At 39.0% G+C, this 24,562-nt stretch carries 24 protein-coding genes; 18 read left to right on the top strand and 6 right to left on the bottom strand.

Going from position 1 to position 24,562, the window contains the following annotated elements; translation table 11 throughout:
• A complete protein-coding gene (locus tag PING_RS11690) occupies window positions 1-225 on the bottom strand; it encodes a YejL family protein (protein ID WP_041766440.1) in 225 nt (74 codons plus the stop codon).
• Window positions 226-400: 175 nt separating this feature from the next.
• Between PING_RS11690 and yejK the strand changes: the two genes are divergently transcribed.
• From yejK to PING_RS11665, 5 genes are all read left to right on the top strand, one after another.
• Window positions 401-1,456, top strand: coding sequence for a nucleoid-associated protein YejK (yejK, locus tag PING_RS11685; RefSeq protein ID WP_011770568.1), 1,056 nt, complete (start codon window positions 401-403; stop codon window positions 1,454-1,456).
• Between the two features lie 101 nt (window positions 1,457-1,557).
• Window positions 1,558-2,427, top strand: a complete 870-nt coding sequence (locus PING_RS11680; protein ID WP_011770567.1) for a 6-carboxytetrahydropterin synthase — start codon at window positions 1,558-1,560, stop codon at window positions 2,425-2,427.
• A 72-nt stretch (window positions 2,428-2,499) separates the two neighbouring features.
• The gene (locus tag PING_RS11675; protein WP_011770566.1) at window positions 2,500-2,850 is read left to right on the top strand and encodes an HIT domain-containing protein; all 351 of its coding nucleotides are present in this window, start codon (window positions 2,500-2,502) and stop codon (window positions 2,848-2,850) included.
• 59 nt (window positions 2,851-2,909) lie between these two features.
• Complete coding sequence (locus PING_RS11670) at window positions 2,910-3,509, top strand: penicillin-binding protein activator LpoB (RefSeq protein WP_011770565.1); 600 nt, start codon at window positions 2,910-2,912, stop codon at window positions 3,507-3,509.
• A gap of 109 nt (window positions 3,510-3,618) precedes the next feature.
• Complete coding sequence (locus PING_RS11665; RefSeq protein WP_041767209.1) at window positions 3,619-4,866, top strand: COG3014 family protein; 1,248 nt, start codon at window positions 3,619-3,621, stop codon at window positions 4,864-4,866.
• 62 nt (window positions 4,867-4,928) lie between these two features.
• On the opposite strand, the gene PING_RS11660 is transcribed toward PING_RS11665, so the two are convergent.
• Window positions 4,929-5,828 (bottom strand): ketopantoate reductase family protein, encoded by a 900-nt coding sequence (locus PING_RS11660; RefSeq protein WP_011770563.1) that lies wholly within the window; start codon window positions 5,826-5,828, stop codon window positions 4,929-4,931.
• A 105-nt stretch (window positions 5,829-5,933) separates the two neighbouring features.
• On the opposite strand from PING_RS11660, the gene PING_RS11655 reads away from it, so the two are divergent.
• Window positions 5,934-6,416, top strand: coding sequence for a YajQ family cyclic di-GMP-binding protein (locus PING_RS11655; RefSeq protein WP_011770562.1), 483 nt, complete (start codon window positions 5,934-5,936; stop codon window positions 6,414-6,416).
• Between the two features lie 113 nt (window positions 6,417-6,529).
• On the opposite strand, the gene PING_RS11650 is transcribed toward PING_RS11655, so the two are convergent.
• Complete coding sequence (locus PING_RS11650) at window positions 6,530-7,072, bottom strand: DUF2058 domain-containing protein (protein WP_011770561.1); 543 nt, start codon at window positions 7,070-7,072, stop codon at window positions 6,530-6,532.
• A 156-nt stretch (window positions 7,073-7,228) separates the two neighbouring features.
• On the opposite strand from PING_RS11650, the gene PING_RS11645 reads away from it, so the two are divergent.
• Window positions 7,229-7,645 carry a CBS domain-containing protein gene (locus tag PING_RS11645; RefSeq protein ID WP_011770560.1) on the top strand — a complete coding sequence of 139 codons (417 nt, stop codon included), beginning with the start codon at window positions 7,229-7,231 and terminating at the stop codon, window positions 7,643-7,645.
• A gap of 175 nt (window positions 7,646-7,820) precedes the next feature.
• Here the strand turns inward: PING_RS11645 and aat are convergent, their stop codons facing one another.
• Entirely contained in the window at window positions 7,821-8,537 is a 717-nt protein-coding gene (gene aat, locus PING_RS11640; protein WP_011770559.1) for a leucyl/phenylalanyl-tRNA--protein transferase, read from the bottom strand.
• A gap of 216 nt (window positions 8,538-8,753) precedes the next feature.
• Window positions 8,754-10,049 carry a citrate synthase gene (locus tag PING_RS11635; RefSeq protein ID WP_011770558.1) on the bottom strand — a complete coding sequence of 432 codons (1,296 nt, stop codon included), beginning with the start codon at window positions 10,047-10,049 and terminating at the stop codon, window positions 8,754-8,756.
• Window positions 10,050-11,015: 966 nt separating this feature from the next.
• On the opposite strand from PING_RS11635, the gene sdhC reads away from it, so the two are divergent.
• The 11 genes from sdhC to PING_RS11580 all read left to right on the top strand — a co-directional run bounded on the left by sdhC (window position 11,016) and on the right by PING_RS11580 (window position 23,162).
• Window positions 11,016-11,390: a succinate dehydrogenase, cytochrome b556 subunit gene (gene sdhC / locus PING_RS11630; RefSeq protein ID WP_157035358.1), complete on the top strand. Its 375-nt coding sequence runs from the start codon at window positions 11,016-11,018 to the stop codon at window positions 11,388-11,390.
• Window positions 11,384-11,728 (top strand): succinate dehydrogenase, hydrophobic membrane anchor protein, encoded by a 345-nt coding sequence (gene sdhD / locus PING_RS11625; RefSeq protein WP_011770556.1) that lies wholly within the window; start codon window positions 11,384-11,386, stop codon window positions 11,726-11,728. The genes sdhC and sdhD overlap by 7 nt, the downstream gene beginning before the upstream one ends.
• A gap of 1 nt (window position 11,729) precedes the next feature.
• Window positions 11,730-13,496 carry a succinate dehydrogenase flavoprotein subunit gene (gene sdhA, locus PING_RS11620; protein ID WP_011770555.1) on the top strand — a complete coding sequence of 589 codons (1,767 nt, stop codon included), beginning with the start codon at window positions 11,730-11,732 and terminating at the stop codon, window positions 13,494-13,496.
• Between the two features lie 13 nt (window positions 13,497-13,509).
• Window positions 13,510-14,223 carry a succinate dehydrogenase iron-sulfur subunit gene (locus tag PING_RS11615; protein WP_011770554.1) on the top strand — a complete coding sequence of 238 codons (714 nt, stop codon included), beginning with the start codon at window positions 13,510-13,512 and terminating at the stop codon, window positions 14,221-14,223.
• A gap of 47 nt (window positions 14,224-14,270) precedes the next feature.
• Window positions 14,271-17,078 (top strand): 2-oxoglutarate dehydrogenase E1 component, encoded by a 2,808-nt coding sequence (locus PING_RS11610; protein WP_011770553.1) that lies wholly within the window; start codon window positions 14,271-14,273, stop codon window positions 17,076-17,078.
• Window positions 17,079-17,136: 58 nt separating this feature from the next.
• The gene (gene odhB, locus PING_RS11605; RefSeq protein ID WP_011770552.1) at window positions 17,137-18,336 is read left to right on the top strand and encodes a 2-oxoglutarate dehydrogenase complex dihydrolipoyllysine-residue succinyltransferase; all 1,200 of its coding nucleotides are present in this window, start codon (window positions 17,137-17,139) and stop codon (window positions 18,334-18,336) included.
• 132 nt (window positions 18,337-18,468) lie between these two features.
• Window positions 18,469-19,635: an ADP-forming succinate--CoA ligase subunit beta gene (sucC, locus tag PING_RS11600; protein ID WP_011770551.1), complete on the top strand. Its 1,167-nt coding sequence runs from the start codon at window positions 18,469-18,471 to the stop codon at window positions 19,633-19,635.
• A complete protein-coding gene (gene sucD, locus PING_RS11595; RefSeq protein WP_011770550.1) occupies window positions 19,635-20,507 on the top strand; it encodes a succinate--CoA ligase subunit alpha in 873 nt (290 codons plus the stop codon). Before sucC ends, sucD begins: the two co-directional genes overlap by 1 nt.
• A gap of 614 nt (window positions 20,508-21,121) precedes the next feature.
• The gene (locus PING_RS11590; RefSeq protein ID WP_011770549.1) at window positions 21,122-21,529 is read left to right on the top strand and encodes a VOC family protein; all 408 of its coding nucleotides are present in this window, start codon (window positions 21,122-21,124) and stop codon (window positions 21,527-21,529) included.
• Between the two features lie 143 nt (window positions 21,530-21,672).
• Window positions 21,673-21,906, top strand: coding sequence for a DUF2789 domain-containing protein (locus PING_RS11585; RefSeq protein ID WP_011770548.1), 234 nt, complete (start codon window positions 21,673-21,675; stop codon window positions 21,904-21,906).
• 278 nt (window positions 21,907-22,184) lie between these two features.
• Window positions 22,185-23,162, top strand: a complete 978-nt coding sequence (locus tag PING_RS11580; RefSeq protein WP_011770547.1) for a coproporphyrinogen III oxidase — start codon at window positions 22,185-22,187, stop codon at window positions 23,160-23,162.
• A gap of 246 nt (window positions 23,163-23,408) precedes the next feature.
• On the opposite strand, the gene PING_RS11575 is transcribed toward PING_RS11580, so the two are convergent.
• Window positions 23,409-24,338, bottom strand: a complete 930-nt coding sequence (locus tag PING_RS11575; RefSeq protein WP_011770546.1) for a hypothetical protein — start codon at window positions 24,336-24,338, stop codon at window positions 23,409-23,411.
• Window positions 24,339-24,562 lie beyond the last annotated feature (224 nt).

The following is a 24,562-nucleotide window of genomic DNA, read 5'->3' as shown; positions in this document are numbered from 1 at the left end:
TTATTTTTCTTTAGAATTAATCGAAACCGAAAGTGCTTTGACAAATTTTTCGCTGATTTGTGCACGTTTGTCAACTGGAACCTGACTATTAATGACGTGCGTGATGGCGTTGCCTAATACCATTAAACTTAAATCGACAGAAACATCATTTTGATGAAGAACTTCCATTACTTCATCAAGTATTGTTTCGATCTTTTTGTTTGAATATTTAGAAATAATTGGCATAGTCACTGGCTCACTTTAAAGTAAAAAATGTGATAATAACTTACTCTATCAATTATACCAATCACTTAAGGTCGCTTGTTTTTATTTTTATACAGTGAATAGAAATTATAGACTATTTATTCATTCACTCTGTATAATTTACGGTTATCTCTTTATTAATATGGTGCAAAAATTTATGAACATCTCTGCCAGTAATATTATTTTACATTCTTTATCCTACAACCCTGAAGGGATTTTACAATGTAAAATGCGTGAAGGGGAGTTACCTATTTCAGCTTCTATCGATGAATTTTTAACCAAACTGCATCGTACTTACCAAAGTAAAACGAATAAAGCCTTTGCTTCTTTTGGAGATAAAACTGATAAATCACCTCTGTTTAGAGAGGCGTTGACGGATTATATGTCTCAACAGCTCGATTTTGTGAGATTTTCACAAAAAACCGCCAGTTGTTTAGTTGAAGAGTTGCAAAAGCATGATTTTGCGGAAGAGGGGATTCTATTAATCAGCAAATACAGTTGGACAGCAAGTGATTATTTATTTATTGCATTACTGCAAAATAATCACTCAGTCAGTGTTAATGAAAATCTTGAGTTGCAGGAGAGTCAGCATATTGAAACCAGCAAAATACAACTTGTCGCACGTATTGATTTAACCTTATTGGCGCGGGATCCGCAGTCAAATCGTTACATCTCATTTATTAAAGGTCGTGCCGGGCGTAAAGTTTCTGATTTTTTCCTGGATTTTATGGGCGCACAGGAAGGTTTTGATGCAAAAGAGCAAAATCAGGGGCTAATGAAGGCCGTTGATGAATTTTGCGAAAATCAGGCCTTACCCGTTGCGAAGAAAAAAGAAGTACGTGAAGTTGCCTTTGAATATTGTAATGAACAGTTAAAACAGGGGGATGATATTGAACTTTCCGTGTTATCAGAACAACTTCAGGACTCACCAAAACTTGAGGGTAGTTTTTACGACTTTGTGAGTGAAGATTATCAATTAGAAAACAGTTTTCCCGTCGACCGTAGTGTGGTTAGAAAGCTGACCAAATATGTTGGGCAAGGGGGGGGGATAAGCATTAGTTTTGATCAAAAACACCTTGGGGAACGCATATTTTATGATGCGAATAGCGATACATTAACTATCCAGGGGATCCCCCCTAATTTACGCGAACAGTTAAAACGTGATAACTTTGCCGATGATAATCAAAAGGATGATCAAAACCCGCCATTTTAACAAAGCGCTTTGTTGTATTGTTACAATAATATTAACGAAAATAGGCATAAAGTCGGCAAGAAAATACAGATTTTGATTGTCGTTTATTGAATGAGGATAGAATGAAATTATTTGTACGTGATTTAACGGTTATCGATGCGTCATATTTAGATAAAAATCGAGGTTTTGTCGGTGAAAGTTATTTAGTGGATGTTATATTAACAGGGGCGCTTAATGAGCAATCCATGGTCCTTGATTTCTCATTGGTAAAAAAACAGATTAAAACTATTATTGATGCCGAAGTAGATCATAAATTATTGTTACCACAGTCAGCAGATAATTGCACTGTCACTCCAGAGGGCCATAGAACACAAGTTAATTTCGAACTCGGTGATAGTGACGTTATACAATTAAACTGTCCAAATGAAGCCTATTGTTTACTGGAAAGCAAAACCGTTTCTATTGAAGTATTAGAGACTTATCTTGAGCAAATTATTCTGCCGCAGTTACCTGAAAACGTATTGGGGCTTGACATTAAATTACGTAGTGAAAATATTACCACTCCCTATTACCATTACACGCATGGATTAAAAAAACATAAGGGTAACTGTCAGCGTATTGCTCATGGGCACCGTTCTAAAATCGATATATTTATTGATGATAAATACAGTGAAGCGCTGGCAGAAGAATGGGCTAAACGTTGGCAGGATATCTACCTGGTCAGTGCTGAAGATATTATTACAGAATCAGACTTGTCTTTTCTTGTAGCAGGAAAAAATAATAGTGCTGAAATATACACCGCTTACGACGCGGTACAAGGTTATTTTGAGCTGCTTATACCGGCAGGGCGCGCTGAAGTTTTACCCAATGATACAACAGTAGAATCTCTCTCTGAATTTATTTGTGAACAGATAAAAGCCCGGATGGGTGATAAAAAAGTCACTGTGTATGCTTATGAAGGCGTGGGTAAAGGCGCGATTTCAGAACGGTAATAATAGCGTTGTAATAAGGCATTTTTGATTTTAACCGGTAGAAAAACAGCTAATTAACTTAAGGGAAATATGATGGCAGAAGAAACCATTTTTAGAAAAATCATTAATAAAGAGATCCCCTCGGAATTGCTTTATCAAGATGAGTTCGTGACGGCCTTTAGAGATATCAACCCTCAGGCACCAACGCATATTTTAATTATTCCGAATAAACTCATTGCCACTGCTAATGAGATAGAAATAGAAGATGAGCTGCTAATTGGTAAATTGTATACGGTGGCAAAAAAATTGGCAAAACAGGAGGGGATTGCAGAATCCGGGTACCGTTTAATTATGAACTGTAATCAAGACGGTGGTCAGGAGGTATATCATATACATCTGCACCTGTTGGGCGGAAAACCGCTTGGAAAGTTGATTTCTTGCTGAAAAATAACTGTTTAATGCCTATAATCGGGCAGAGTTTAATCTAAAAGGATGGGTCAACAATGAAAACACAAAAAAATCTATGGGCAGCCTTGGCGGTTACTTTTATACTGACCGCCTGTTCAACATCGGTTGAACGAATAGATGCTCAAGAGCAAATTGATTTAAGCGGGGCATGGAATGATACTGATTCGCAACTGGTAGCACGGGAAATGATTGACGATTCATTGTCTCGCCCCTGGATTGTCCAGTTTGTTACCCAAACAGGTAAAGATCCTGCGGTCATTGTGGGGTCAGTTAAAAACTTAAGCCATGAGCATATTAATACTAATACCTTTGTTGCTAATATGGAGCGTGAATTAATCAATTCGGGCAAAGTGCAATTTGTCGCTTCAGCGGTTGCGCGTCAAGAAGTCCGTGCGGAACGTGGCGATCAAGATTTAAATGCAACAGCCGAGTCTCGTAATGTAGCAAGACAAGAGTATGGCGCTGATTTTATGATGCAGGGACAAATTAATACTATTATCGATATGGAAGGCAAAACCCAAGTGCGTTATTATCAGGTGAATTTGGAATTAATCAGCATTAAAGATAACCGTAAAGTTTGGGTTGGCGAGAAGAAGATTAAAAAACTGGTCAGAAACAGTCGACTACGCCAGTAATAACCGACTTCATCAGGCATTATGACCATTCCACTAAGGAGAATATCCAGTGAGTGGATTTGTTATAATGCCTGGTTTTTGCTCTTCCATCTTATTTTCCGGTAACTGTATGCAGAAAATATTATTGATTGTCGTTATTGTGCTACTTTCTGGCTGCACAGCATACCAAAGAGATTCTAACCGGTTAGCAACGGCCTTAAATACCCAATCGCCAGAGCGTGTTTTGGCACAGTTACAAGATGCTGAACCCAAAGCGCGGGATAATGCGCAATTCCACCTTAATAAAGGTTTGTTGGCGTTTCTCACGGGAGATTTCGACAGTGCAATAACAACACTTTCTTTAGCCAAAAAAGAGATGTCTGTATTAGAAGCTACCTCAATCAGCGAGAATGTGGGGGCGGGCACGTTAAGTGAAACCTTAAGAAGTTATAGCGGTTACCCAACTGATCGGGTGATGGTGCATAATATTTTAGCCCTCAGTTATTTGTTTAAGAACGAGTTAGAAGGTGCGCGGGTAGAAATACTGCAAGCTGATATTGCTATGAAAAAACTCGCCGAAAAAGATTCATTAAATGGCCAACTAGCAAGTGCTCATCTTATTGCCGGTATTGTTTATGAGCTGTTAAATGAACAATCCAATGCTCTGATAAGCTATCGATTTGCACAGGATATTATTACACAACGTGTTATGCCACTCCCCCTTGGATTAAAACAAGCATTACTGCGGATGAGTTTTAAATTGGGTGCTGAGCAGCAGTTTGTCAACTATCAAAAGCGCTTCCCGGATTTGCCTAAGCCCAGTCAAAAGACAGATAATCAAGTATTTGTTTTGTATTTCGACGGCGTGGTCAGTCATAAGGTTGAAAGAACCGTGGTGCTGCCCAGCCAAAATTTCGCACAGTTAATTAGAATATCAATGCCTGATTATCCAAGAGTAGAACAGCGTATTAGAGGTGCTCAATTAAGGCTCTCTAAGCAACAGGTCCGTACCGAAATAGTGGAAAATGTAGACGACTTGGTAAGAGAAGATTTAGAGCGAGAAACGCCTTCTATTTTATTACTGACCACAACCCGCGCATTAGCTAAATATGAACTGGTGCGTCGTGTCACTCAAAAAGACAATCTTGTCGGGCTGTTATTAAATCTGGCAACCGTTGCCACGGAAAACGCAGATTTACGCAGTTGGAATATGCTGCCTGGCAATATTCAATTTGGTTATCTTGAAACAACTGAAAATGAGATTCAAATTAATGGATTCAATGACCGTCCAGAAAAAATTAATATTCTTAAAGGCTCTAAAAATATGATATTAATTAATAGCTTATCAGATCATGTTTTTCATTATCAGCAGCTTTAAATCATGTCTTAATCCCGCATCAGGTTAACGTTGGCAAAATTTCAAGATGTATTATTTGGCTATCATTGTTCGGCAAGAGCGGCTTGCTCCAATGCCTTTATTTGTTGATAAAGGCGCATAATTGTCGGGGTATGAATCTGCTTAAAGGTGGCTGATTTTAATAAATAACCCGCAATAAACTCATTTTCAGTGTGTCTTCGATAAAAAATGTCCCGGTTCATGGAGGAAAGATTTTCTGCTGTTAATGTTATTACCTGTTGAATAATTGCTAATATTTCCTCTTTTTTAAAGGTAACACCTTCAGCGTTAGCCACTGCTAAGCTTTCATTTACCAGACTGTTGATTTGCGTTTGAAAAAAAGACTCTTTTAATTGTCCATTTTTTATTTGATGAATGGCTGTTAATGGATTGATAGCCATATTGATGATTAGTTTAAGCCATAATTTTTCATTAACATCCTCACACCAGCAGGTATTGGTAAGGGCAGAATTCAGAGGCACCTGTAATGATTGAAACAGTTTTCCCTTATTGTTGTAGGCTCCCAAGTAGGTGACACCTTTGCCCGTTTGCTCAATATTTAATGGAGAATGCAGTAAACTTGCATTTGCCGTTGTTGCGCAGATAATTGGATTGTCAGGTAATAATTTTGCTACCTGCTCAGCACAGCCCATGCCGTTATGCATTAAAATAATAGCCTGCTCTGCATCTATTGAGGCTAGATGTGTTGTAATGGCGGGTATCACTTGTGTTGCTTTCACGCAGACTAAGACAGGATCAGAAGTACTGCTGAGTGATGTACTGGTCGTTATAGGAAAAGTAAACTGCTGCTTTAATAAATCCTGATATTGCAGGAGGTTAGCTGTGCAGGGGCGGCGAGTGATAAGCTGGACTTTTTCTCTGATCCGCAATAAGTTAGCGGCCCATAAACAACCTATTGCGCCCGCACCTATAATTTGCCACATATTTTCAGCCTGAAATAATTATTTTAAAGATCATAACATAGATGAAATTGAAGTTTTCTGGTAACTTAGCGTTATTAAATTTTTAATAAAAAACAGGATAATAAAATGCCATCATTTGATATTGTTTCAGAAATTGATACGTCTGAGCTTCAAAATGCCGTTGACAATGCTAACCGTGAACTTGCTACTCGCTTTGATTTTCGAGGTGTGAAAGCAAGTCTTTCAATCACTAATGACGTAGCAAAATTGTCAGCAGAGCATGATTCACAGTTAAGACAACTTATGGATCTGCTGCGTACAAATTTGATTAAGCGCGGAGTTGATTCGCGTGCAATGGATCCGGAAACACCAAACCACACAGGGAAAACATGGACACAAGTTATTAAATTTAAAGAAGGGGTAGATCAACCAACTTCTAAGAAATTAATTAAACTTATTAAAGATAATAAAATGAAAGTTCAGGTTGCCGTGCAGGGTGAACAACTGCGTGTTACAGGAAAAAAACGTGATGATTTACAGGCCGTGATGACCTTGATTAAAGGGACGGAGCTCGACCAGGCATTTCAGTTTAATAACTTTAGAGATTAATTTAAAGAGGGTCGTAAAAAGGGTGTCCTTAACATCAAAAAGACTCGCTTATATCCGAATGACTTGAAAATGCATCTTCAAGTCATTCTAGGAGCTATTTTTAGTGGATAAATTTACCAAATAAGATCATCTGGAATAGCAAAATCAGCGTAAGGATCATCTTCGAGCGCTTCTAATGGCTCTTTTGTGTCATGTAAAGCGACCAATACTGAGGAATCAATCTCTGCTAATATGCCCGCTGCCTCTTTATTAATTAAATAAAATGCTTCATTTAATACACAAATCGCTAAGTTACCACGAATCAAGCCCTGCTGTGTTTTACTATCAACTGCAATGCGTTTAACTTTGTTGTTATAGGTAAAATGATAGTCAATTTCACCTTGATAATTCTTTTCGCAATGTTGGGCAATCATCTGAATCAATTTACCGTGTGCTGCGCGCAACGCTAATTCTGCTTGTGTTTTTTTATTTTTATCCAGATCTTGTTGTTTATTTTGTTGTTTTTGATCGTTGAGCGACATTTGCATGTCAGAAACTTCAACGCTCCCTTTTTTCTTCTTTTGTTTTGCTTTACGGCGTTTATCCGTTTGTACCTGCTGTGCTTTTTGTTTGTTGATAAGACCGGATTTCATCAGTTGTTCTTGTAGAGAAGCCATAAAATACCTTAATGCTTGAATATGTATATGGGGTAGTTTAGCGAGGAAACATATGCGAAGGAAACTAAATTTCCGTGGAACCCTCATATTTATTGTAAAATCATCGACAAACAGACAAAAAAGATTAAACTTTAATTACATTAAGAGGAGATTTATATGGAAAATCTGCAAATATTACACTGCATGTCCGGTAAAAGTATTTTTTTCAAAAAAGAGATGCCAATTGAAAGTGCGGTTACTAAATTGCTCGTGAGTAAAGAGATTGGAGGGCCTGTTCTTGATGATCGCGGCCATGTTATTGGTTGGTTATCTGAGCAGGATTGTTTAGCTAAAATGCTGGCAGCAAGTTACTACTGCGAATTAGTTGCGTTAGTTGAGGATGTGATGGTTAATACTCCCCTGACGGTTAAAGCAACCATGAGTATTATTGACCTAGCGCAGCTTATGTTATCTGCAAAGCCAAAAATTTACCCCGTTGTAGATGAAAATAATAAATTTATCGGACTCATTTCAAGAAAGGACGTTTTAGCCGGAATGAGTAAACAATTCAATATTTGTTCACCGGTAATGTAATAAGCGAGGGCCTGTTTATCTTTCGTGGTTAATTTTTGTTGGTGATAAAAGCGTTTTAATCGCACCGCGAGGTGTGCAGCGTAGTCATTTAAGTAAATACCTTGCAACAAAGAGCAAAATGCTTTTAGCTGAACCCTTGGGCAGCGTTTGTAGCTCCTTTCTACGGCGTTATTGCCTATCTGTTTTTTATGAAAATAGTCTGTTTGTCCCAACATTTTTTATTTATGTTTATATTTTTATATTGGTTAAGATAATTTATAAAATTGTCTCTAGATTCATTTTGCACTCCAAAACTTTGCAGATGCTTGGTTAATATTTGACAATCTATCAACTGGCCTTTAAATTTATCAAAGTGCTGGCATAAGGCTATAAAGGCGATTTTAGAAGTATTATCCTCTTTGCTAAACATCGACTCACCACAAAATACACTGCCAATACAGACACCGTATAAACCACCCACCAACTTATTATCCCGCCACACTTCAATGGAATGGGCAATACCTTGTTGATGAAGTTTTTGATATGCCGCGATCATATCGAAAGTAATCCATGTCTCGTTTTGATTTCCCCGGGGCGCCGCACAGGCGTCAATCACATCGTGAAAGGCATGATTGATAGAAAGAGAGAAATTATTTTTGCTAATTATTTTTTTCATGCTGCTGCTGATATGCACAAGGTTTGGTTGAATGATGGCGCGCTGTGAAGGGCTCCACCACAAAATGGGCTGGCCGTCACTAAACCAGGGGAAAATACCCTGCTGGTAAGCTTTGATGATTCGTTGCGGACTTAAATCCCCGCCCATAGCCAAAAGGCCATCGGGATCGCTTAACGCTAAGCTTGTGTCTGGGAAAATAGTATTATTTATGGGCAATTCTGGAATGTATAGAGTCATCGATATTTACAAATTTAGAAAAGGAAAGAAGCGCGGTAGGATTGAATAAATTTAGTGGCAACTACGCCTATAAGATTTGAATATTCAGCAACCACTACTTTTAAGTGGTTGCTGATGTATAACAAAAATGATCAAGTATTGAACCGGATAAATGAGTCCTAGCAAAACAGCTAGTGTCGCTTTCAACAGTAATTCTGATCACTTCTTATTCATTTGCTATGTGTTAGAACGATTTTTAACGTCATCAATTTTTAGTCCAACTTCACCAGTATATAACTGACGTGGTCGTCCAATTTTCAGTCCAGGTTGATCTAACATCTCTTTCCAATGTGATATCCAACCAATAGTACGGGAAATCGCAAAAATAACCGTAAACATTGATTTAGGAATACCCATTGCCCGCAGTACCAGACCAGAATAAAAATCCACATTCGGGTAGAGTTTTTTCTCTACAAAATATGGGTCTTCAAGCGCAATTCTTTCAAGCTCCATAGCAACGTCAAGAAGAGGATCATTAATGTTCAGATCATCTAATACTTCGTGACAGGCTTTTCGCATAACAGTTGCACGGGGATCGTGATTTTTATAGACCCGATGTCCAAAGCCCATTAAGCGGAATGGGTCATTTTTATCTTTTGCTTTATCGATATATTCAGGAATGTTTTCAACACTGCCGATTTCTTCTAACATATTCAAACAAGCTTCATTGGCGCCACCATGTGCAGGACCCCATAAAGATGCGATACCTGCGGCAATACACGCAAATGGGTTAGCACCCGATGAACCAGCCAGACGGACGGTAGAAGTAGACGCATTTTGTTCATGGTCTGCATGCAGGATAAATATTTTATCCATCGCACGTTCAAGTACGGGGTTTACTTTGAACTCCTCGCAGGGAACAGCAAACATCATTTTCAGGAAATTACCTGCATATGAAAGGCTATTGTCAGGGTAAACAAAGGGCTGACCATTTGAATATTTATAGGACATGGCCGCTAAGGTTGGCATTTTAGAAATTAGACGGTAAGCGGTAATTTCACGATGAGTTTCGTTGGTAACATCAAGAGAGTCATGGTAGAAAGCTGATAATGCGCCAACAACACCACACATGATTGCCATTGGATGAGAATCGCGACGGAAACCTTGGTACAGTTTTGCTAACTGTTCGTGAATCATTGTATGGTGTAATATAACATGATGGAATTTTTCTGACTGTTCCTGGTCAGGAAATTGGCCATTTAACAGTAAATAACAAACTTCGAGGTAGTCAGATTTTTCAGCTAATTCTTCAATTCCATAGCCGCGATGTAATAGGATTCCCTTGTCGCCATCTATGAAGGTTATTGCTGATTCACAAGAAGCTGTTGCTAGAAAACCGGGGTCATAGGTAAAATAACCTGCTTTCCCTAAGCTTCGAATATCAATGACATCATTACCGGCAGTCCCTTTCATGATTGGTAGTTCTATTGCTTCTTGTCCAGGTAATTGAAGTATTGCTTTTTGTTCAGACATTTGTTCTATCTCCATTTCTTTTAAGAATTACAAGCATTACAAGAATTTAACCCGCATATTTTTACAGGCTAAATTTAGCCTTGTCAATTTTAACAGTTCAACTTTGCGAGCTGTTCTGCTCTAATTTAACGGAATACTTTAATTTTAGATGATACTATCGACTATCTAGCTGACATGAGTGCAAAACGTTAGTACAAAACTTATAATAGAGAATTTAAAATTAAATCACAAGAATCTGTTGATCTTTGCTGTGCGTTTTTACAGCAATCTGTGCGTGCTTTATACAAGCCAGAGCCTGCGTTGTGTCCTTATCCTAGATAGGCTGTCAGCATTCTGCATTATATTCACAATTTACATAGAATAACCATGCTGCTCTCCTCATGTCTTGCTTAGAACAATGCGATATTGAATAAAATTTGTACTAGAAAGGTCAATAGGATCCAGGATTAACCGGTGAGCAACGTTATTTCGTTCAGCGAGCAGGATCAGCTTTAGGCTTGTAATGAATCTGCTTTATAACTGCAAAATAGCTGCAAAAAATTTTATCCACACTAAGGGGTCATGATTAACCAAAGCATGTTTTTTGTCGAAGTATATATATTTTTTTAGGTAAGTAGCAGATACAAATGACAGCCAGTGAAACTTGTAAAGTATCATGTTTTTATCAAAAAAACCAAATAACTTTTGGTTTAAAAAGTGGAAAAAGTCGAACTGAACATTTTATAAAATGATCTGCACTAGAATTTTAAAATCCAATGACAAGAAATCATTAAATCATCAAATTATCACATCAATTCTTAGTTACCATAACAAGTGGTTATAATTTGTACTTTTCCTCAGATAACCGGATTATAATTGCGTTTGTATCACAAAAAAACGTCATATGACTGACATTATGTCAACAATATGCTAACAATGTACCTGCTAAAAAAAACTTCTTATCGGCTAATAAAAAGAGACCTCATTGTGCGCAGAGACAGACCTAAAAATTTAGACTTAACCACGGTTCAATTCCCGATAACTGCAACAGCATCAATATTGCATCGAATATCTGGGATCATCGTATTTATTGCATTAGCAATATTCTTAACACTGTTAAATCAGTCCTTAACTTCAGAAACAGATTTTAATAATGTGATGGGATATATAGATAATTTCTTCATTGGATTTATTATCTGGGCAGCGCTAACCGGGCTTACTTACCATATTGTATTTGGTGTACGCCATATGATTCAAGATTTGGGTTATTGGGAAGAATTAGAAAGTGCCGCTTTGAGTGCAAAAGTTGGATTTATAATCACGGCTATCTTATCAGTATTAACAGGGGTATTAGTATGGTAAACGTTGTGGGCAGCTTCGGTAGAAACGGAGTTCATGATTATGTTTTAACACGTGCAAGTGCGATCATTATATTGGCATATGTTCTTTATCTTGTAGGTTTTGTAACTTTTGCAGACATTGACTATTTTACGTGGGTTGATTTTTTCTCATTGACGCTAACCAAGGTATTTACTTTGTTTGCATTAATTGCAATGCTAGTGCATTCGTGGATTGGTCTTTGGCAAGTGCTAACTGATTACGTTAAAAATGCTTTGTTGCGTGCTGCATTACAGTTTTTATTAACGTCAACGGCATTTGTCTATGTTATTTTTGGTTTTGTAATTTTGTGGGGTGTTTAAGGTGAGTTTACCGATTCGTGAATTTGATGCTATTGTGATTGGTGCGGGTGGCGCAGGTATGCGCGCAGCACTTTCCATTTCAGAAGAAGGCAAAAGTTGTGCCTTAATAAGTAAAGTTTTTCCAACCCGCTCTCATACTGTTTCAGCGCAAGGCGGTATTACTGTCGCATTGGGTAATGCCCATGAAGATGATTGGCAGTATCACATGTATGATACCGTTAAGGGCTCTGATTATATCGGTGACCAGGACGCTATTGAGTATATGTGTAAAATCGGGCCTGAAGTTGTACGCGAGCTTGAACATATGGGCTTGCCTTTTTCTCGTTTTGAAGACGGCAGTATTTACCAGCGTCCCTTTGGCGGGCAGTCTAAAGAATATGGTCAAGGTCAAGCATCTCGTACTGCGGCAGCTGCCGACCGTACTGGTCATGCTTTATTACACACACTTTATCAGCAGAATATTAAAAATAAAACCACCGTTTTTTCTGAGTGGTATGCACTTGATTTAGTAAAAAATGATGACGGTGATGTTGTTGGCTGTACTGCTATTGATATTGAGTCTGGCGAAGTAGTGATGTTTAAAGCACAGGCGACCGTGCTTGCAACGGGTGGAGCAGGTCGTATTTACGCCTCTACCACTAATGCACATATTAACACCGGCGATGGTGTTGGCATGGCGCTGCGTGCGGGTGTTCCAGTGCAGGATATGGAAATGTGGCAGTTCCATCCGACTGGCATTGCTGGTGCAGGTACACTAGTAACAGAAGGCTGTCGTGGTGAAGGTGGTTATCTGCTTAATAAAGATGGCGAACGTTTTATGGAACGTTATGCGCCAAATGCCAAAGATTTAGCAGGGCGCGATGTTGTTGCCCGTGCAATGATGATTGAAATTCGTGAAGGTCGCGGTTGCGAGGGGCCGTGGGGCGTACACCTTAAATTAAAACTAGACCACTTAGGTAAAGATGTTTTAGAGTCGAGATTACCAGGTGTTATGGAATTATCACGTACTTTTGCGCATGTTGATCCTGTTAAAGAGCCTATTCCAGTTATTCCAACCTGTCATTATCAAATGGGTGGCGTACCAACAACAGTCAATGGTCAAGTGCTTAAATTGGATGAAAACGGTAAAGATGTAGAAGTTAAAGGACTCTTTGCAGTCGGTGAAATAGCATGCGTATCAGTACACGGTTCTAACCGCTTAGGTGGTAATTCACTGTTAGACTTAGTGGTATTTGGCCGTGCGACAGGTAAACATTTGGGTGTGGTGCTTGCGCAAGAAAACACAGCTAAGGAGCCTACCCAGGAAAATATTGATGCTACACTGGAACGTTTTAACCGTTGGGAAAAAGGTAACGGCACTGAATGTCCAAATCAAATCAGAAAAGATCTGCAGCAGTGTATGCAAAACAATTTCTCTGTCTTTAGAGATGGTGAGGCAATGGCCGAAGGCTTAGCTGAACTGAAAGTACTGCGTGAGCGTTTGAAAAATGCAAAATTAGACGATAAAAGTACCGAATTTAACACTAACCGCATTGAATGTTTAGAGCTTGATAACTTGATGGAAACTGCATTTTCAACTGCCATGGCCGCTAATTTTAGAACGGAAAGTCGAGGCGCACACAGCCGCTTTGATTACCCGGATCGGGATGATAAAAGTTGGCTATGCCACAGCATCTTTAATCCTGAAACCGAAGAGATGTGTAAGCGTGATGTTAATATGAAACCAGTATTGCGTGAACCTTTCCCTCCTAAAGCACGTGTTTATTAAAAAGGCTATTGTTATGCAAGTGAAATTTTCTATTTATCGTTATAACCCTGATGTTGATAACGCGCCCTATATGCAAGATATGTCTTTAGATATTGCAGAGGGCTCTGATATGATGGTGCTTGATGCTTTAATGACTCTGAAAGAGAAGGATCCTACCTTATCTTTTCGTCGTTCATGTCGGGAAGGCGTTTGTGGTTCCGATGGTATGAATATGAATGGTAAAAATGGCTTAGCCTGTATCACTCCATTGTCGGATTTATTGTCGAAAGGTAAAGTAATATTACGTCCATTACCGGGATTACCCGTAATACGTGATTTAGTCATAGACATGACCCAATTTTATACTCAATATGAAAAAATCAAACCCTACTTGATTCCTGATGATCGTCAACCACCCGTTGGAGAGTACAAACAAACACCAGAAGAGAGAGAAAAACTCGATGGTTTATATGAATGTATTTTATGTGCTTGTTGTTCAAGTTCTTGTCCTTCTTTTTGGTGGAATCCAGATAAATTTATTGGTCCTGCCGGTTTATTAGCGGCCTACCGTTTCCTTATCGACAGTCGTGATAATGCAACAGAAGAGCGACTTGCAGACTTAGATGATGCATTCAGTGTATTCCGTTGTCATAATATTATGAATTGTGTCAGTGTTTGTCCCAAAGGATTAAACCCGACAAAAGCAATAGGAAAAATCAAATCAATGTTATTACAACGTGCTATTTAATTTTTTATGTAATTATAACTAATAAGTAAAAGAAGGAAGAAACTTAAATGCCAACTAATGTTATGAAGACATGGTTAGCTTCATCCCATTTCTCCGGGGGCAATGCAACATATATTGAAGATATCTATGAGTCATATTTAGAAGATTCTTTATCTGTTGACGCCAACTGGCGGAAAGTATTTGATGATTTACCACAAGTCAGTGATAAACCTGAAGAAGCGCATTCCCGCATTCGTGCGCAGATGAAACTGGCCGCCAAAGCAACAAAATGTATTACCCCGCCTAATGACGTAGAGCATAATGATGCGAAACAGGTTCGCGTTTTGCAGTTAATAGGTGCCTATCGTAATCGAGGCCACGAAGTGGCTTCATTGGATCCGTTAGGGCTGACTATACTGGAAACAATCAAGGAATTAGATCCCTTCTATCATGAGTTAGAAGGGGCAGACCTTGATGCGAGCTTTAATGTAGGGTCCTACGCGGCCTCTAATGAAACGATGGTATTACGTGATCTTATCGCATCACTGAAACGAACATATTGCGGGTCAGTGGGTGCGGAATATATGCATATCACTAATACGGATGAGAAACGCTGGTTGCAAAACCGTATCGAATCCTGTGAAAGTAAACCTTCGTTCAGCTATGAGGCAAAGAATCGTTTTATTGAAGAACTTTCTGCAACGGAAGGTCTTGAACGTTATCTTGGCTCTAAATTCCCCGGTGCAAAGCGTTTTTCCTTAGAAGGTGGTGACTCTTTTATTCCAATGTTAAAAGAGTTGATTCGACGTGCTGGAGAGCAAGGCGCACAGGAAGTCGTATTAGGAATGGCTCACCGAGGCCGTCTTAATGTATTAGTTAATGTGTTCGGCAAAAAACCCGCGGATTTATTTGACGAATTTGCAGGCAAACATAGCACTATTGATGGTTCAAGCGATGTGAAATACCATCAGGGTTTTAGCAGTGATTTTAAAACCCCGAAAGGTAATGTGCATTTAGCGCTGAGTTTTAACCCTTCGCATTTAGAGATTGTTAATCCTGTTGTATTGGGCTCTGTTCGCGCCCGGCAAGAGCGTTTAAAAGCTTTTAGTGAAACTGTACTGCCCATTACCGTTCACGGCGATGCCGCGATCGCAGGTCAGGGAGTTGTGCAAGAAACATTTAATATGTCACAAGCACGTGCGTTTAAAGTTGGCGGCACAGTGCGTATCGTTATCAATAATCAAATTGGCTTTACAACATCTGACCGGGAAGATGCTCGCTCTACTCGTTTTTGCACCGATATTGCAAAAATGGTTCATGCACCGATTTTTCATGTTAATGCAGATGATGCTGAAGCCGTTATTTTTGTTACACAAATAGCACTGGATTTCCGTAATACCTTTAAACGGGATGTTGTTATTGATTTGGTTTGTTACCGCCGTCATGGCCATAATGAAGCCGATGAACCCAGTGCGACCCAGCCTTTGATGTACAAAAAAATTAAAGCGCATGCCACACCACGTGAAATTTATGCAAAGCAGCTTGTTACTGAAGGTGTTATTAATGAGCAATATGCGAAACAATTAGTAACAGATTACCGTGATGCCTTAGACAGCGGTGAATGTGTCGTGAAAGAATGGCAAGTTATGCAGCACCGTTCAGTTGACTGGTCTCCCTATTTAAAGCATGACTGGGATGCTCCCTATGAATCAAAATTTCCTAAAGAACGTTTAATGGAATTAGGGGAATCAATTAGCCACTACCCGGATGCCCACAAGCAACACTCACGCGTTACAAAGATTTATAACGATCGTAAATTAATGGCACGTGGTGAAAAATTATGTGATTGGGGCTTTGCTGAAAATTTAGCTTATGCAACGCTGCTTGACAGTGAGTTTAATATTCGACTGGTCGGTCAAGATTCCGGCCGTGGTACCTTCTTCCATCGTCATTCCGTATTGCATGAGCAAACGGAAGGAAAGCGCTATATTCCACTTAAAAATATCTCTGAAAAACAGGGTCATTTTGATATTTATGATTCAGTGCTGTCGGAAGTAGCGGTATTAGCGTTTGAATATGGCTACTCAACAGGTGCCCCTAAAGGCTTGTGTATATGGGAAGCGCAGTTTGGAGATTTTGCTAACGGTGCACAGGTTGTATTTGATCAGTTCTTATCTTCTGGAGAGCAGAAGTGGGGACGTATGTGTGGCTTAACGGTTTTATTACCACATGGATACGAGGGGCAAGGACCGGAACATTCGTCTGCCAGATTGGAGCGTTATCTGCAACTCTGCGCGGAACATAATATGCAAGTATGTGTACCTTCTACACCAGCGCAAGTTTACCATATGTTACGCCGTCAAGTAGTGCGCTCAATGCGTCGGCCATTAATTGTAATGTCACCTAAATCATTATTACGTCACCCTGAAGCGGTTTCCAGTCTAGATGAATTAGCAAATGGTACATTCCAAAATGCGATTGCTGAGATTGATGAGCATGATCCTAAAGAAGTAAATATTGTTATTATGTGCAGTGGTAAAGTGTATTACGATCTTTTAGGTAAACGTCGTGATGCCGGATTGACTAACGTCGCAATTATACGCATTGAACAACTATATCCTTTCCCCGCGAATGAAGTTAATGATATTTTAAGTGCTTATCAACACGTTAAAGATTTTGTCTGGTGTCAGGAAGAACCTCAAAATCAAGGTGCTTGGTATTGTACTCAGCATAATTTCAGGAGTATATTGCCAGCTGACGCGCGATTACGTTATGCCGGCCGCGACGCATCGGCTTCAACGGCTGTTGGTTATATGTCTTTACATCTCAAGCAGCAAAAAGCATTAATTAATGACGCACTGGCCGTTGTTGAATAATATTTAAAACAAACCCGAATTTTTTAGTTTAGGGTTTTTACCCTAGGAAAGGTCAATTATGATTGAAATATTGGTTCCCGAGCTTCCAGAATCAGTTGCTGATGCAAGTGTTGCCATTTGGCATAAGCAACCTGGTGATTTTGTTGAGCGTGATGAAGTACTTGTTGAAATAGAAACCGACAAAGTAGTGTTAGAAGTGCCAGCAACTGCCTCTGGTGTATTGGAAAGCATCATCGAAAATGAAGGGGCAACCGTCCTTTCAAAGCAATTGTTGGGTCAATTAAAAGAAGGTGCAGCAGCGCCGGTAAAAGAGCAAAAAACTGAAACTGATGAAGCGCCTGCTGAATCTGCTACTGACACCGCTGCTACTGCTACTGACACTGCAGATGCAAGCCCATCGGTGCGACGTTTAATTCTTGAAAAAGGGTTAAATGCCGCCGATATCAAGGGAACAGGCAAAGGCGGTTCTATTACACGTGAAGATGTAGAAAAACATCGAGTCACAAAAAATCAGGAACAAACTGAACCAAAAGTTGACATTGTTGCTGCGGTAGCTGCTCGCAGCGATAAGCGCGTACCAATGACACGTTTGCGTAAGCGTGTTGCTGAGCGTTTATTAGAAGCAAAAAATTCTACTGCAATGTTAACCACCTTTAATGAAGTTAACATGAAACCGATTATGGATCTTCGTCGCCAATATCAAGAAGTTTTTGAGAAGAAACACGGTGTACGTTTAGGATTTATGTCGTTTTATATTAAAGCTGTGACAGAAGCACTGAAACGATTCCCTGAAGTGAATGCGGCTATTGATGGTGATGAAATTGTTTATCATAATTTCTTTGATATCAGTATTGCTGTTTCAACACCTCGCGGTTTAGTGACACCTGTTTTACGTGATGTGGATGATTTAAATTTTGCTGAAATCGAAAAGGGTATAAAAGTACTTGCGATTAAAGGCCGTGATGGAAAATTAACCGTTGATGAAATGATTGGTGGTAACTTCACTATTACAAACGGCGGGGTATTTGGTTCTTTATTATCAACGCCTATTATTAACCCTCCACAAGCCGCCATCCTAGGCATGCATAAAATTCAAGATCGTCCTGTGGCAGTTGACGGTAAAGTGGAAATTTTACCGATGATGTATCTGGCACTTTCTTATGATCACCGTTTAATCGACGGGAAAGAATCAGTTAGCTTCTTAGTCGCAATCAAAGAATTGCTTGAAGATCCAACGCGCTTATTATTGGATGTTTAAGGGGTAGTCCAGCGCTGTTTATATCTTCCGTAATTTAGTCAATATAACCGGCGCTAACGTAAGTAACATTACTTCGAGTTATGACCTGATTAATAGGGTCATTAAGTTAAACCAAATAAATGGATAAGAATCATGAATTTGCATGAATATCAGGCAAAACAGTTGTTCAGAGAATATGGATTACCTGTACCACAAGGTATCGCATGCGATACCGCTGAGGAAGCAGTAAGTGCAGCCTCTCAAATTGGTGGAGACAAATGGGTTATCAAGTGTCAGGTACATGCAGGTGGCCGTGGTAAAGCCGGTGGTGTTGAGTTAGTTAGCACTAAAGATGGTTTACGTGAGTTTGCACATAAATGGTTAGGTAAGAACTTAGTTACTTTCCAAACCGATGCAAACGGTCAACCGGTTAATAAGTTATTAGTAGAAAGCTGTAGTGATATTGCTAATGAGCTTTACTTAGGTGCGGTTATTGACCGTGCTTCACAACGTGTTACTTTTATGGCATCGACAGAAGGTGGTGTAGAAATTGAGAAAGTAGCAGAAGAGACGCCTGAGCTTATTCATACCGCAATGATTGATCCATTAGTGGGCGCACAAGCGTACCAAGGTCGTGAACTTGCCTTTAAATTAGGTCTTTCTGGTAAACAGATTGGTCAATTTACAAAAATCTTTCTGGGTCTTGCGACTCTTTTTGAAGAGAAAGATTTATCGTTATTAGAAATCAATCCACTGGTTGTGACTGCACAAGACGATCTTATCTGTTTAGACGGTAAAATTTCTATCGATTCTAACGCAATGTACCGTCAAAAAGCGTTACATGCGATAAACGATACAACGCAAGATGATGAACGTGAAATGCATGCTGCACAATGGGAACTTAACTATGTTGCTCTTGATGGTAGCATCGGCTGTATGGTAAACGGTGCCGGCCTTGCAATGGGAACAATGGATATCGTGCATTTACACGGTGGTAATCCGGCTAACTTCCTGGACGTAGGCGGCGGTGCAACCAAAGAACGTGTTACCGAAGCTTTCAAAATCATTCTTTCTGACGATAATGTTAAAGCTGTTTTAGTAAACATCTTTGGCGGTATTGTACGTTGTGATTTAATTGCTGACGGTGTCATTGGCGCAGTAGCTGAAGTTGGTGTAACAGTGCCTGTTATCGTGCGTTTAGAAGGCAACAATGCTGATTTAGGTCGTAAAATTCTTGCAGAATCTGGTCTTAATATTATCGCAGCTGCATCATTAACAGATGCTGCTGAGCAAGCGGTTAAAGCGGTAGGTGGCAAATAATGAGCATTTTAATTAATAAAGACACTAAAGTAATTTGCCAGGGTTTCACTGGCGGACAAGGTACTTTCCACTCTGAGCAAGCGCTTGAATACGGCACACAAATGGTCGGTGGTGTTTCACCGGGTAAAGGTGGTCAAACGCATTTAGGTCTTCCTGTATTTAATACGGTACGCGAAGCAGTTGAAAAAACAGGTGCGACAGCATCGGTTATCTATGTACCAGCTCCATTTTGTAAAGATGCCATATTAGAAGCGATTGACGCGGGTATTAAACTGATTGTTACCATTACTGAAGGTATTCCAACACTGGATTTAGTTAGCGTTAAAGTTAAACTTGATCAAGCTGGTGTTGTTATGATTGGTCCTAACTGTCCTGGTGTTATCACTCCTGACGAATGTAAGATTGGCATTATGCCTGGTCACATTCATCTAAAAGGTAAAGTAGGTATTGTTTCTCGCTCTGGGACATTAACTTACGAAGCAGTTAAACAAACAACTGATGAAGGTTTTGGACAGTCTACTTGTGTGGGTATCGGTGGCGATCCTATCCCAGGTTCAAGCTTTATTGATATCCTGAAACTTTTCCAGGAAGATCCTGAAACTGAAGCTATTGTTATGATTGGTGAGATTGGTGGTACTGCGGAAGAAGAAGCCGCTGCATTTATCAAAGCAAATGTGACTAAACCTGTCGTATCTTATATTGCCGGTGTTACTGCACCTGCAGGTAAGCGTATGGGACATGCCGGTGCAATCATTGCCGGTGGTAAAGGGACTGCCGATGATAAGTTTAAAGCACTTGAAGATGCTGGTGTTAAAACCACTAAATCACTTGCTCAGATTGGTCAAGCATTACGTGAAGTAACAGGTTGGTAATTACCCGCTGATATTTTTAGATATTTTTGTATCAATAGTCTCAAAACCTCGTTATTTAACGGGGTTTTTTTATTTCAAAAATAAATATATTTCGTGGTTACCGTTGTAGAATTTCATTAATGGTAATGGATTAAAGCTGTTATTATTAAATACACAAAAAATAGCTCACCGCTTGTCTGCGCAGCAAAGGTGAGCGCATATTATACCAATCCATACCACTATTTGAGCACTTTTACGGGTGAAAATAAAGACTAACCTCGTTGTTTTATTTGCAATAACCAGCCATCATACAACTTGCTAGTATTCGTTTTTTCTGCACAATATCAGATCTTTTTTATGCAAATTTGCATTAGTAATACCAAAAGAATTAATCAAGTGATTAATTCTTTTAACCAGCAAGGGTGATCAGCTTTTTAGTTCTTTTGGTATAACACAGATTAGCAGCGTAATTAGGCTCTCAATAGAATTAAGGGTGGCATTGCAATCTTAATAGCCTAAAATGAAAAGACTTATTCTATCTTTTTTTTAAGCAATATTTATGCGAAATTCCATGCGAAGTTCAGTTTGTAACCTTGCATAAATTGCAGATATCTATAAAGGCGGTGAATGTGAAAATGCGCATTGAAGTTAACGGTATTGATCATCTTGTTCTCAGAACGACAAAAATGGCTGAAATGTTAACTTTTTATTGTCAAATTCTAGGTTGTTGTATTGAAAGGGAAACGTCACCAGAAACAGGGTTGATTCAGTTACGTGCAGGTAATGCTTTAATTGATTTAGTCTCTGTTGATAGTGAATTAGGTCATCTCGGTGGTGGTGCTGCTACTCATACAGAAAACAATATGGATCATTTTTGTTTGCAAATAAAAGCCATGCCGGAAGAAGAGATTAGCAGATATTTATTAAGTTTTGGCCTTATTGTTGAGCCGTTTACCAGGCGATATGGCGCACAAGGATTTGGTAACTCTATTTACATTAATGATCCCGAGGGCAATACTGTCGAGATAAAAAATAAAATTTAAAGTAGATTATACTGATTCCAGAAAAATACGGTATTAGGTATTAGGTATTAGGTATTAGGTATTAGGTATTAGGTAGTTAGGCAGTGATAAGTCACTATACTTATCAAAGATTTTCCAAATAAGTCAACATATGAGAGGTTAAAATGGACACACAAAATCATTCTTTATCAGCTTTGTTTGATCAATTAGGCTTGGATAGTTCTGAGACGGGAATTCGTTCTTTTATAAACAAAAACGCTATTTTGAAGGGGGATGCCAAATTGCATGAAGCTAATTTTTGGAATAGTGCACAGGCAGATTTTTTAAAGCAAGCTAAAGATGAAGATGCCGATTGGGCTGAAATAGTTGATCAGCTCGACTTAACGTTACGTCCTTAAAGCGCAAATTAAGTCGCGTGTTTACTTTTACATAACGGCGCTACTTTAATTTAGTCACCGCAGGTTGGCATTTATGTATCTTAAACTTAAATAATAATCCTACGACTGAACAGATAAAAATGGTCAGCTAAGCTATTGATACTTCAATTTTTTATATCAAATAAAACCTAAACGGTCCTTAATAGTTAATAGGTGATAATTAATATTACCTCTTACTATTAAGGACCGTATTTATTACACTCGTTCTTAGTAAAAAAGTTACCGGATTAAATAATTATATGAAAATTGCACCCACTTCAAATAAAGCGCAAGAAACAATGAAGATGCTGTTAACGTTACAAAGTGACTTTATGGAAATATTGCAGTTGGTAAGTAAAGAGTTTGGCTGCCCGGCACAATTTAAAACCGTTGAGTGGCTTAGAGACGAAGGGCTACATGGTGGGGGACTCAGATTTGAGGCCGTGAAAGGCAAACTCTTTAACCGTGCTTCAATCAATATTTCTCAAGTGCAATATGACGATCTGCCCAATAAGTCCTTTTCTTCCGCGACCGCGCTTTCGACTATCATTCACCCGAGTAATCCGTTAGCGCCTTCTCTGCATATGCATATTAGCTGGACTGAATTTAAAAATGGTCAAGGTTCATGGCGAATAATGGCGGACTTAAATCCCTCTATACCCGATCAGAAAGAGAAAGAAAAATTTGATAATTGCTTAAAAGAAATAACCGGAAAATATTATCAGCAGGGGGAGCGTTTGGGGAATGCGTATTTTTATATTCCTGCTTTGCAATGTTTTCGCGGTGTGAGCCATTTTTATCTTGAGGGCTTTAATCCTGATAGCATGACCACCAATCACTTTGCAAAAAACTTTGGGGAATCCGTTATACAATGTTATAGCGAGATATTAGCACAAAAAACACTTCATTCTGAGTCACCAACAGAGGCTCAAAAAATCGCTCAGTTAAATTATCATACTCTGTATTTTTACCAGGTTTTAACCTTAGACAAGGGTACCACTACCGGTTTGTTAATCCATAATCAGAATGACACCGGGACACTAGGATCCTTACCTGCGCGAATCAATCGTGTGTTATTAGCGAGTTGGGTGGATATTACGCCTGCTCCTCAGGATAAGTTAATTAAACGATTTTTAAGGTTGCTTCCCGAGCAAGATATTTGTCTTATTTCGACATCGCTCAAAGCACAAATAGCAGAACAAATTCGATTGCACTATAAAGCGTTTCCCATCAATTAAATTTCTGGTGCGGCAAGCCTACTTAGCTAAACTATTTTATAATAAATGAATGCTGGTGTATTTTACTCAGAGTGTGTTATTTCGCTGCCTTTTGGTTTGAAAGCAATATTTAAATAGATATGCTTCCTAATTGATAGCGTACAACAGCTATTAAGCGAAATTTCTGCTCTTTTTTAAGGATCTGAGTCGATAGACGATAAACAGAGGTAGGGGACTTTGACGCTGTGCTAAAGGCCGTGATTGTTATTATATATTTTTAAACATAACTTCTAAGCGCAGTGTAAAAGAGACATCTTTGCTTTGCTCCTGAAGGCTGTTTTTTGGCCAGTTTATTTCAGGAGATAGCTCATAAAAAAACCAGCTGCGGATGATGTTGTGTCGATAGGTTAACCCTAAATGCGTATTATCAATATAATAGTCGGGTTTATTTTTAGCGCTGATACTGGCTCTGTAATTGAGTGCCTGAGTGGGGGAGATGTAATGGTATAGGGTCAAACCCGTTCCCATTTCAATACCTTCAACGTCAGTATCTAATCCGGCGAAGTTTGCCCAGCGCAATAAAAATTTATCATTAAATGAATGGTCAATATCAAAATAAGTAATTTCACCGGTGACCATTTTGTTTTGATAAACTTTTTGTGTAAATCGCGATAAGGTCTGCTGCGTAAAAGGGTAGATATAACGATAGCTGACTTCTAAACCAGGGCGTAAGGTTGCTTTTATATTAAGACTGCTGCGCGTCTTGACCGATACATCATAGCTCAGTCCTAATGCATTTTTGGTTTGTTGGGACTGGTCATCTGGAAACAGTTCTTTGATTGTATCTTTTGTATCGGACTCGAAAATGATTTTAAATTTTTTACTTATTTTTGGCAGGTAGAGTCGAGCACTGATATTGGGCTCATATGAAAAACCTTTGCCGTCAAGCCAGATCAAATCATTATACCAACGTATCATAGTACCAGCGCGCACATTTTTTGTTGTTTTTTGATCAATAAAAAAATTGTCAAACCACGGGGCGGGCTGACAAAATTTAGTATTAAGATAATGGTAGCTATCATCGAGTAAGCTATGCTGTTCGCTTTTACTAAAGCAGATACCCTTGTTGTTCTCTTCTGCAGCGATGAAATGCGGGTAAAATGATAAAATAAGCGTGTAAATAATTAGTTTATACAAGTGATCTGTCACCTATTAATAAATATTATTAAACCGAGTCTACTTAACGAGCCCGCTTAACGAACAGGGTATTTATAATTTAAGAGGTAGTTAGCAGTTGTATATACCCAAACTACGTGAAGATGCTGATTACTGTATCTTCAACTAGTTTGGATATCTCAGTATAACCTGATGTGTAGAATACAACCGTTAGATTATGACGCTATTAGTCTGATAACTACATT

Origin of the sequence: Psychromonas ingrahamii 37 (assembly GCF_000015285.1) — a bacterium.
Lineage (GTDB): Bacteria > Pseudomonadota > Gammaproteobacteria > Enterobacterales > Psychromonadaceae > Psychromonas > Psychromonas ingrahamii.
The sequence above is the reverse complement of the archived record's forward strand: the minus strand, read 5'-3'. Positions and strand labels throughout refer to the sequence as shown.

Bases quoted from the DNA above. Each gene is read 5' to 3' on its own strand.
- PING_RS11690 (WP_041766440.1), bottom strand. From the start codon at position 225: ATGCCAATTATTTCTAAATATTCAAACAAAAAGATCGAAACAATACTT.
- yejK (WP_011770568.1), top strand. From the start codon at position 401: ATGAACATCTCTGCCAGTAATATTATTTTACATTCTTTATCCTACAAC.
- PING_RS11680 (WP_011770567.1), top strand. From the start codon at position 1,558: ATGAAATTATTTGTACGTGATTTAACGGTTATCGATGCGTCATATTTA.
- PING_RS11675 (WP_011770566.1), top strand. From the start codon at position 2,500: ATGGCAGAAGAAACCATTTTTAGAAAAATCATTAATAAAGAGATCCCC.
- PING_RS11670 (WP_011770565.1), top strand. From the start codon at position 2,910: ATGAAAACACAAAAAAATCTATGGGCAGCCTTGGCGGTTACTTTTATA.
- PING_RS11665 (WP_041767209.1), top strand. From the start codon at position 3,619: ATGCAGAAAATATTATTGATTGTCGTTATTGTGCTACTTTCTGGCTGC.
- PING_RS11660 (WP_011770563.1), bottom strand. From the start codon at position 5,828: ATGTGGCAAATTATAGGTGCGGGCGCAATAGGTTGTTTATGGGCCGCT.
- PING_RS11655 (WP_011770562.1), top strand. From the start codon at position 5,934: ATGCCATCATTTGATATTGTTTCAGAAATTGATACGTCTGAGCTTCAA.
- PING_RS11650 (WP_011770561.1), bottom strand. From the start codon at position 7,072: ATGGCTTCTCTACAAGAACAACTGATGAAATCCGGTCTTATCAACAAA.
- PING_RS11645 (WP_011770560.1), top strand. From the start codon at position 7,229: ATGGAAAATCTGCAAATATTACACTGCATGTCCGGTAAAAGTATTTTT.
- aat (WP_011770559.1), bottom strand. From the start codon at position 8,537: ATGACTCTATACATTCCAGAATTGCCCATAAATAATACTATTTTCCCA.
- PING_RS11635 (WP_011770558.1), bottom strand. From the start codon at position 10,049: ATGTCTGAACAAAAAGCAATACTTCAATTACCTGGACAAGAAGCAATA.
- sdhD (WP_011770556.1), top strand. From the start codon at position 11,384: ATGGTAAACGTTGTGGGCAGCTTCGGTAGAAACGGAGTTCATGATTAT.
- PING_RS11615 (WP_011770554.1), top strand. From the start codon at position 13,510: ATGCAAGTGAAATTTTCTATTTATCGTTATAACCCTGATGTTGATAAC.
- PING_RS11610 (WP_011770553.1), top strand. From the start codon at position 14,271: ATGCCAACTAATGTTATGAAGACATGGTTAGCTTCATCCCATTTCTCC.
- odhB (WP_011770552.1), top strand. From the start codon at position 17,137: ATGATTGAAATATTGGTTCCCGAGCTTCCAGAATCAGTTGCTGATGCA.
- sucC (WP_011770551.1), top strand. From the start codon at position 18,469: ATGAATTTGCATGAATATCAGGCAAAACAGTTGTTCAGAGAATATGGA.
- sucD (WP_011770550.1), top strand. From the start codon at position 19,635: ATGAGCATTTTAATTAATAAAGACACTAAAGTAATTTGCCAGGGTTTC.
- PING_RS11590 (WP_011770549.1), top strand. From the start codon at position 21,122: ATGCGCATTGAAGTTAACGGTATTGATCATCTTGTTCTCAGAACGACA.
- PING_RS11585 (WP_011770548.1), top strand. From the start codon at position 21,673: ATGGACACACAAAATCATTCTTTATCAGCTTTGTTTGATCAATTAGGC.
- PING_RS11580 (WP_011770547.1), top strand. From the start codon at position 22,185: ATGAAAATTGCACCCACTTCAAATAAAGCGCAAGAAACAATGAAGATG.